At 43.7% G+C, this 9,760-nt stretch carries 6 protein-coding genes and 1 pseudogene; 3 read left to right on the top strand and 4 right to left on the bottom strand.

The genetic code is table 11. The features are described 5' to 3' along the window. The 4 genes and pseudogenes from QZ735_RS09300 to alaS all read right to left on the bottom strand — a co-directional run. Nucleotides 1–535, bottom strand: a pseudogene (locus tag QZ735_RS09300) (hypothetical protein); the annotation flags it as partial. A 251-nt stretch (nucleotides 536–786) separates the two neighbouring features. Further along, the gene (locus QZ735_RS09295) at nucleotides 787–1,029 is read right to left on the bottom strand and encodes a hypothetical protein (protein WP_294247278.1); all 243 of its coding nucleotides are present in this window, start codon (nucleotides 1,027–1,029) and stop codon (nucleotides 787–789) included. A 408-nt stretch (nucleotides 1,030–1,437) separates the two neighbouring features. Then, a complete protein-coding gene (locus tag QZ735_RS09290) occupies nucleotides 1,438–2,466 on the bottom strand; it encodes a PQQ-binding-like beta-propeller repeat protein (protein ID WP_294247275.1) in 1,029 nt (342 codons plus the stop codon). Nucleotides 2,467–2,800: 334 nt separating this feature from the next. After that, complete coding sequence (gene alaS / locus QZ735_RS09285) at nucleotides 2,801–5,404, bottom strand: alanine--tRNA ligase (RefSeq protein ID WP_294247272.1); 2,604 nt, start codon at nucleotides 5,402–5,404, stop codon at nucleotides 2,801–2,803. 165 nt (nucleotides 5,405–5,569) lie between these two features. Here alaS and QZ735_RS09280 point away from each other — a divergent pair, with 165 nt between their 5' ends. The 3 genes from QZ735_RS09280 to QZ735_RS09270 form a co-directional block, all read left to right on the top strand. Further along, nucleotides 5,570–6,544: a D-glycerate dehydrogenase gene (locus QZ735_RS09280; protein ID WP_294247270.1), complete on the top strand. Its 975-nt coding sequence runs from the start codon at nucleotides 5,570–5,572 to the stop codon at nucleotides 6,542–6,544. A 60-nt stretch (nucleotides 6,545–6,604) separates the two neighbouring features. Then, nucleotides 6,605–6,895, top strand: a complete 291-nt coding sequence (locus tag QZ735_RS09275) for a hypothetical protein (protein ID WP_294247268.1) — start codon at nucleotides 6,605–6,607, stop codon at nucleotides 6,893–6,895. 197 nt (nucleotides 6,896–7,092) lie between these two features. Beyond that, nucleotides 7,093–9,760 (top strand): hypothetical protein (locus QZ735_RS09270; protein WP_294247266.1); only part of this gene is annotated, 2,668 nt, incomplete at its 3' end.

Below are 9,760 nucleotides of genomic sequence, written 5' to 3'. Positions count from 1 at the left end.
AACCTTTTTTCTCGCCCTTATCCTGTTTGAATTCCCTTTTTTCCGCATGGGCCAGCGAATCTTTCCGGGCGGCTATGAAGTCTTTAAAAATACCGACGGAGTCCTGGTCCACATCAATGGAATATTTGGTGTAGGATTTAAAAGTATAGGAATCCAGCGATTTCGGGGAATTTCCTTCGGCTCTTCTGTTCAGCTCATCCAGAATCCTGAGTGCTTCCGGATCACTTTTATCCTGGATGATTACCTTGTCAATAGTACCCATCTTTTCGGATAAAGGCTGCATGGTCACTTCCATATTCTTTTTTACCTCTGCTATGATATCCTGAAAGTTGCTGGCCAGGATTTCTACCTTTCTGCATTTTGTTTTAAAAGACAGGCTGCCGTTGAGGTCGGTTTTGCCGAGAAGCTCGTCTTCGCAGTATACAGCGGCATTGCGGACCGGCTGCTTATCGGTTTTGCTCAGTACTTTCAGCTGGCTCTGCCCAAAAAACAGGAGGCTGAAAAATAAAAACAGCGGAGATAAAAATTTTGTCATTGGTATCTTTTAGGGATTAGAACAAAACTACCGATAAGAACGTTACCATATACCACGGGAAAATATAATATTTTGTTAAAAATACAACACAAGCCTATAAAAATAAAGCCTTTTTAATCTAAAAATCAGTACAACAGCAAGGCCGTCCGGTAACGGACGGCCTTATTTTTAAATTGTTGTTATAATGAGGTTTAGCGTTGTACATCAAAAGGTGCTTTACAGCTATGTAAGAGATGACAGCATCTACAGGCCTATGCTCTGCTGTTTCCTCCTCCCCGGGCAGCTAAAGCTACAATAAGGATAACAATCAGTGCCAATGCAACCCATATGATAGGATTGGACATCCAGCCTCCTGAGCTGCCTCCTTTATCTAAATCGACATCTACCTTTAAGTCTGCTGCTTTCTCCTGTGCGTTTGCCCATACAACAGCGAAATTGGTCATCACGGTCAATACGGCAATCTGAATTTTTGAAAGAAAATTGGTCGGTTTCATACTAGTAAATTTTGTAGTTTATATTAATTTGTGTAATGTAATTATCTTAAAATAAATCATCTTTTCGTGTGGTATTGTTGTTATATTGCTGATATTGGTTAGATTATTTTGCGTTAATAAGTAATACCATACCATTTAAATAAAACAACATCTCTTGTTTTTTTTGTTTATCATGAATCGTTCCAAAGTGGAGTTAAAATAAAAAAATCCTGAAAATTTTCAGGATTTTTTTGAAGTATTGTACAGTACAAAAATACTGTAAATGTAAAATGACAGTATATATCAGAATAGCAGATAGTATCTATAAAATGTCAATTCCCTGAGGTTACGTTATAAAATGATTTATCAGGGTTGATTCTCTCAGATATTCAATAAACTGTAAAAGGTTTTTAACGTACTATGTGACACTCAGTATATCAGCTTTATCTCGTCATTTATTTTGTACACTTCCAGCAATCCTTTTTTTCCTCTGTCAATAACTTTCCTGTTGAAAGTTTGCAGGTCAATTTTTACAATATGGTACTGCATATCCTGAAAAAACAGGAAATGATCCAGCCGGAACATCTGGCCTCCGATGATATCTTCATATGTTCTGAATGTGAACACAGTGCGCACCGTTTTTTTCCTGATATCAAATTCTTTCAGCTCTGCATTGTTGGTATGGTAATAGATTTTATCCTGGTATACGACAGGGTCTGTAAACAGGTCGAATGATGCTGGTTGTCTGTAGAGCAATTTGCTTGTATGAGCTTCCAGCAGTATGATTTCTTCTTTATCATTATCTATCATATTTCCTGAAAAAATGAAATCTCCTGTAATGATAAAACTGGATAAGGAAAATCGGTAATCTTCTCTGCTCCATACTTTTTTACCTGACAGAATTTCATACGCTGAAATCGTTTTACAGTTGAAACCTGCCACGTAAAAATAATTTTCATCAAATCTGACAGGGCGCGGTGAAAGATCAACCTGGCAATTGCTGTTTGAGAGTAAATGCAATACATATAGTATTTTACCTGTATCGGCATGAATGGCTATGATTCCGTAACCATCTACGCTTGCAATAATTATATCATCTTTTACCATCTGAAATTCCAGGATCCGTCCTTGAGTCGGTAATTTCCAGAGCGGTTTACCGGTCTTGTAACTGACACATACAAATACGTGATTCGATTCAGGGAAATATAATTTACCATTATGGATCCGGGGATTGGTAAAGCAGTTATCCTGAATGTTGTATACAAACACTGTATTGTTGGTTCTCAGATCTTCAACTTTAACCGCATAATCATTATCTTTAAAGTAAGAATAAGCAAGCAAATTATCTTCTGCATTAATGGTGACCATGAGTGCATTGCGCTTGTCATCATCTGCCGGTTTGCCTTCTCTGCATGAGATGACAAATAGAAAACACAATAAAAGCCGGATCTTCACCATTCGCTAATTTAGGAATAAGTAATGTAACAGGTGATATTTTACGGAGATAAACAGAACAGAATATGGATTTAAAACAATATAGGCAGGCAAAAGGCAAATAAATAGACTACAAGTCTTTCCTGTCAGCATCACTGGATAGAAGTTTTGCATATCACATAAGACCTTTTTACTTTAGAAAGTAAAATACCACATAAGAGCGATCTATCAACTTTGTTCTTTGTGCTTTAGCTTCTATCATCTGATTTAAATTGATGGACAGCATTTTAATTTATACTTGAAAAAAGGCAGCTGTTCATGAAAACAGCTGCCTTTTTTAATCTTACTGGTCAGGATTTTAAAGCATCAATGCTTTCTGATAGGCATTTTCAAGTCCGTCCAGGTTTTTACCGCCGGCAGTGGCAAAGCCTGGGTTTCCGCCGCCGCCGCCCTGGATCTCTTTTGCTAATTCCTTAATCAGTGCGCCTGCCTGATAAATTGCTGCCAGATCATCTGAAACGCCAACGGTGATCATCGGTTTTCCGTCTGCATCGGACAGAATAACCGTTATGGAAGTCGGGATTTCTTTCTTCAGCTGGAAGACGATATCTTTTACCGAGCCGGCATCCAGAGATGTTCTTTTTACCAAAAGCAATTTATCGCCTTTTTGCTGGTAAGCTCCTTTCCAGTCAACAATTTCGCCTTTGGCCTTTTCTTTTTTCAGGGTGTCCACTTCAGATTTCAAAGAAGCATTTTCTTCCATCAGTTTTTCAATGGAACGCGTGAGGTCTCTGGACTTCAGCAACTGGGAAAGCTCCGCGATCTGTTTTTCAAGGTCCCGGAAATATTTTTCAGACTGATCCCCTGAAATCGCTTCAATCCTTCTGATGCCTGCAGCGGCTGAGCTTTCGGAAACGATTTTAAGGTGTCCGATTTCAATGGTATTTTTTACGTGTGTTCCGCCGCAGAGTTCCTTTGAGGTCCCGAACTGGATCATCCGTACATGGTCTCCGTATTTTTCCCCGAATAGGGCCATCGCTCCTTTATCCAGTGCTTCCTGGATCGGGATATTCCTGAATTCCTGCAGGGCAATGCTTTCTTTGATTTTCGCGTTCACTTTACTTTCCACCAGAGCCAGTTCTTCTTCCGTCATCTTACTGAAATGCGAAAAGTCAAAACGCAGGTAATCCGGCCCTACGAAAGAGCCTTTCTGTTCCACGTGGGTTCCCAGTACTTCCCTCAGTGCTTCATGGAGCAAATGGGTTACGGAGTGATTGGCCTGTGAATTCCTGCGGTCTGCAGCATTTACCCTGGCATAGAAAAGGGCACCGGCATCTTTAGGAAGACCATTGATCAGGGAAACGATCAGCCCGTTCTCCTTTTTGGTTTCCAGGACTTCAAAGCTCTCGGTTGCATTTTCCAGCACTCCCTTGTCGCCGACCTGTCCGCCGCCTTCCGGATAGAATGGTGAGCTGCCGAGTACCACCTGGTAAAATTCCCCGTCTTTGTTTTCTACTTTTCTGTATTTGGTAATATAGGTTTCAGACTCAGTCCGGTCATATCCTACAAAGGAGGCCTCCTGTTCTTCCAGCGTCACCCAGTCGTAGACTTTCTGGGCCGAATCTTCCTTGGAACGTAATCTCTGTTTCTCTCTTTCTGCCTGAAAGCCTTCCTCATCAATGGTGAGGCCTTTTTCTTCGGCAATAATGCGCGTTAAATCATCCGGGAACCCGTAGGTGTCATAGAGTTCAAATACTTCCAGCGTCGGTAATACTTTCTGGCTTCCTGCCAGGGTCTGCTGGATCAGTTTCTCGACGCGGATCAAGCCGGTTTCAATGGTTTTAAGGAAGGATTCCTCTTCGCTTTTGATGACTTCCGTCACCAGCGTTCCCTGTTTTTCCAGTTCAGGGAAGAACGGGCCCATCTGTTCCTGAAGAACGGCCACCAGCTGGTAAAGGAAAGGTTCTTTCATGTCCAGGAAGCGGTAGGCATAAGAGATTCCCCTTCTTAAAATCCTTCTGATTACATATCCTGCTCCTCCGCTTGCAGGCAGCTGTCCGTCTGCAATGGCAAAAGAAACTGCCCTGATGTGGTCTACCACCACACGGATGGCAATATCTTTTTCGTCTTCCAGGATACCGGTATATTTTTTACCGGAAAGCGCTTCCACTTTAGCGATAAGCGGCGTGAAAACATCGGTGTCATAGTTGGAAGATTTTCCCTGGAGGGCCATACAGAGGCGCTCGAAGCCCATTCCGGTATCTACGTGCTGGGCAGGAAGTTTTTCCAGCGACTTGTCTGCTTTCCTGTTGAATTCCATGAAGACCAGGTTCCATACTTCCACTACCTGCGGATGGTCGTTATTCACGAGTTCAAGTCCTGAAATTTTTGCTTTTTCTTCTTCACTTCTCAGGTCCACATGGATTTCGGAACACGGTCCGCAAGGTCCGCTTTCCCCCATTTCCCAGAAATTATCTTTCTTATTCCCGTTGATGATCCGGTCTTCGGAAATATGGGATTTCCAGAAATCATAAGCATCCTGGTCCCTTTCCAGATTTTCGGAGGCATCCCCTTCAAAAATGGTGACGTAGAGGTTTTCTTTCGGGATTCCGTACACTTCAGTCAGCAGTTCCCAGGCAAAAGCAATGGCATCCTTCTTAAAGTAGTTTCCGAAAGACCAGTTTCCGAGCATTTCAAACATGGTGTGGTGATAGGTATCCCTGCCCACATCATCAAGGTCATTGTGCTTTCCGGAAACCCTGAGGCATTTTTGTGTATCGGCAATCCTTGGGGCTTTAGGTTCTTTATAGCCTAAAAAATAGTCTTTGAACTGCGTCATCCCGGAGTTGGAGAACATCAGGGTAGGGTCGTCTTTCAGTACAATCGGTGCCGAAGGAACGATCAGGTGGTCTTTGCTTTTAAAATAATCTAAAAATTTCTGACGGATCTCTTGTGATGTCATAATATAGGTATTGCTTGCTTTTACAATTTGATAGGATGCAAATTTAGTATTTTTAGCGGATTTTAGACCAAGCCCTGTTAAGGTTTTTAACCACAACAGGGCTTGGTTTGTTTTTTGATTTGCTTGCAACCATATAATCGTTTAACCAAAATCAGATTACCTACTATGAAAGTATTCATCAATAAGAGGATTCCGGAAGCGGGAATCCATATGCTGGAGGAGGCCGGGTTTGAAATTTTCATTCCCGACCATGAAAACCTGTCCCGCGAAGAGTGGCTGGGCTACTGCAAAAGCCATGACCTGGTCCTCAGTGTAGGAAGTGACTTCAAATATGACAAGGATTTCTTTACCGAATGCCCCAACGTAAAAGCCATTGCGCTATACTCGGTGGGTTTTGACCATGTGGATATTCAGGAGGCCATCCATCATCATGTTCCGGTTGGGAACACACCGGATGTCCTGAGCAAAGCTACTGCTGATGTGGCATTTTTGCTGATGCAGGCTGTCGCCAGGAGAGCCAGCTACAATTTTGAAAAAGTAAAATCCGGAAACTGGGGCGATTTTGATCCGCTGCATGCGCTGGGCCAGGAACTGTACGGGAAAACACTGGGGATCTTCGGCCTTGGAAGAATCGGGCTTGAAATGGCACTGAAAGCGAGGGCTGCCTTCGGAATGGAAATCATCTACCATAACCGTCATCCGAACGAAGAGGCAGAGAAAAAGCTGGGGGCACGTTATGTTTCTTTTGATGAGCTGATAGAAGCGTCGGATGTCTTGAGTATCCACGCCAGCTTCAGACCGGAGCAGAAAGAGCTGTTCAATGCTGAAATCTTTTCGAAGATGAAGGAAAATGCCATTTTCATCAATACGGCGAGAGGCGGCTTCCATCACCAGAAAGACCTTTATGATGCGCTTGCGGAAAAAAAAATCTGGGGAGCGGGGCTTGATGTAACGAATCCTGAACCGATATTTAAAGATGATCCGCTGCTGGAGCTTTCCAGCGTCTGCGTCCTGCCGCATATCGGTTCAGCTACCGTGGAAGCCAGAACCGGGATGGCGAAGCTGGCTGCGGCCAATCTTATCGCCTTTGCCAAAGGGGAAAAAATGCCTGCCTGCGCCAATCCGGAAGTCTATTCCTGAAAAATGGCAACTTGGAACTAAATTTGTTTATGATAAAGCAACACCAAAATACACATTATTATGATATCCGAAAATAGTGAACAGGAACAGGAAAGACGGCTGGAGCAGAGAGACTACAGCCCGGGTGAAGATATTTTTAATCAGGAAGAGCATATCCCTATCGACGGAAACGGGAGACCGGTTTTCAACGAGCAGCCGGAGGAAGAGTCCCTTGATAAAGGACTGGACATTCCGGGAGTTGACCGGGATGCAGGGACTGACGATATCGCAGAAGATGAGGAAAACAGTTATTGGGGCTATAGTGACAATGATGATGATCATGAAGAGCAGAATACCGACCTGATCAGATAAATTATCTACAGAAATAAAAATGAACCTTACTTTTCGAAGTAAGGTTTTTTATTAATATAGATAAAATTTAATTTATTGTACAACAATATTATAGATTGTTTCGATATTAATTTAATAGAAATACATCATTATGTTTGAAAATTTCTCAATTAAAATTAGTATATTTATCATGCGATAGTGATTAATTTAGTATACCTATGATGAAATTTTTACAGATTTTATGCGTGTTTATGGGGATTTCCGCGCTTTCTCAGGCTCCCGTAAATGTTAAAGTAAAAGATAATGCAGGCAACGAAAGCTTTCAGGTAACCTGTACGAACGACCTTGATGCGAATGGATGTATTTCACTGAATGTGGAATATCCTTTGCTAAAGCAGACGACCAATTATGAGGTCACCCAGGAAAGCTACAATCCGCCTGTTGCCCTGAATCAGGGAACCGCCCTGAATGCCAATTACGATGACCTTTTTGCCGTCAAGCTCAACCTGCCTTTCAAATTCTGTTTCTATAATCAGTATTTTGAGGCTTTGGTGGTGGGCTCCAACGGAATGGTTACTTTTGACCTCAGCCAGCTTGGCAACATCAATTACCCGAATGTCCAGTGGCAGAACCCGAATGCCAATCTCCCGAAAAATTCCATCTTCGGTGTCTATCATGACATGGTGTTTTCTGCCAACGATTCTTCGGAAATTTATTATTCAACCGTAGGAACGGCCCCTTACCGTAAATTCGTCATCAGCTTTTTCGACGGAAGGGTGGCCGGATGCACGGACCGGTCTTCTTCTCAGATCGTGCTTCATGAAACCACCAACATCATCGATGTATTCGTAGAAAAAAAGCTTACCCCATGCCCGACGAGAAAATTTGAGAATGCCGTGATCGGGATTATCAACAGTACCGGTACCCAGGGAGTGTCACCAGCTTCCAGAAATACCGGCGTATGGCAGGCATTGCAGGAAGGCTGGCGGTTCAATCCTACCGGAAATGTAATCCAGCCACAGGTGACCTGGACCAATGCTGCAGGGCAGACGGTAGGAACCGGTATCCAGACCACGGTTTGTCCTACCCAGAGCGATGTCTATACAGCCAATGTGGTCTTCAATATCTGTGGAAACAGCAATCTTGCCCTGACGGATGATTTCCCGGTAACGTTTGACCCTTCTTATCCCGCTGCAAAAAATTATACCCAGAACTTCTGTGGAAATACGAACCTGACTTTAAACAGTTTCCAGGCCAACCTTACTACGCAAAACCCTGCCAATTTTACCTTCAGCTTCCACACCAGCCTCCAGAATGCGCAGAATAACGTCAATCCGCTGCCGAACAATTATAGCCTTACCGCCAATACGGTACTGTATGTAAGGATCCAGAATCCGGCTGTACCTACCTGTTACCGGGTAGCCGTACTGACGCTGAACCTCCTGAACAAGAGCCTGCTCAAAAATACCGTTGAGCTCTGTGATACCAATAATGACGGAGTTGAGGCAAATTATAACCTCAGCCTGCTGAATACCGAGCTTTTCGTACCGGGCACTACCGGCATCACCTATTATGCTTCCCAGGCTGATGCACAGAATAATGCAAATGCCATTACCACTGCAAACATCACGACTGCCACACAGCTTTGGATCAGGCTGCAGGAAGGTACATGCACCTATATCCTCGGGCCTGTAAACTTCCAGTTCAGACCGGGAGTGAATATGAATTCACCGCTTAATTTCACCTATTCCATCTGCGATATCAATGCAGACAACCAGGAAGCTTTTGATTATCCGCTGACGATCGGACCGCTGATCACGACACAGCCGGGAGCTACGTTTGCTGCATACAATACCTACAATGAAGCCTTTACCGGATCCGGAGCCGTCCTCAACGTTATCAAGGAAGGAATTTATACCATTTATGTAAGAGTCCAGATCCCGAACGGCTGTTTTGCCGTGGCCACGGTGAATATGAATGTTACCTTCACCAAAATTACCGCCAATGAAAAAACAGAATACATCTGTTTCAACGGAACGGAAGATGTAAGTGTCAATCTGAGCACACTTTCTGCCGGAATGCTGATCTTACCGGCCACAGTTCCCACAACGGAATACTATGCCAATAACATTGATGCGACAGCAGGTACCAACCCGATCAGCGTAAATCAGACGATTACTGCCGACGGGAATTTTGTGACGCAGGTGTATTTCGTAAAGTTCAAGATTGCCGACGACTGTTACACGATACGCCCGATCACCGTTAACCTGGTACACCCCGTGGCCGTGCAGTCCAGCTTCACCGTATGTGACATCGGTAACAACAACTCGGAAAATGTGGTGTTGTCCCAGTTTGCCCAGGCTATCATAGGTAACCAGAATGCCGGCGTTATTTTTTACCTGACGGCTGCCGATGCTGCCGCCGGAACCAATCCGGTTACTAATATTACCCTGACAGGGACGCAGCAGGTTTTTGCAAAAATCAATTCGTATAACTGCCAGCAGGTTTATCCGGTAACCCTAAGCCTGACTTCCACACCGGCTGTCAATTCGCCTGTCAATATCGTGCTGAACAATATCTGTGACAATAACAATGACGGTGCTGAAGTATATAATCTTACCCAGGCACAGCCTCAGATCTATACCGGAACCAACGTCAGTTTTACCTATTACCTGAATTATAACGCTGCCACCAATGTCTTTTCCAATCCGATTGCCGATCCGACCCAATTTACGGTTTCAGGAGGCAATGCTACAGTGTATGTAAAAGTTCAGTTCAACAATAACGAATGCTTCTCTGCCGGCCAGATCAACATCCAGATGAACTTTTTGCCGGCAGTGATTCTGGGCACCACTGCAGCACTGAATACCTGTGACGAAGATTTCG

Origin of the sequence: uncultured Chryseobacterium sp. (assembly GCF_913776365.1) — a bacterium.
In the GTDB taxonomy this organism is placed as follows: Bacteria; Bacteroidota; Bacteroidia; order Flavobacteriales; family Weeksellaceae; genus Chryseobacterium.
The sequence above is the reverse complement of the archived record's forward strand: the minus strand, read 5'-3'. Positions and strand labels throughout refer to the sequence as shown.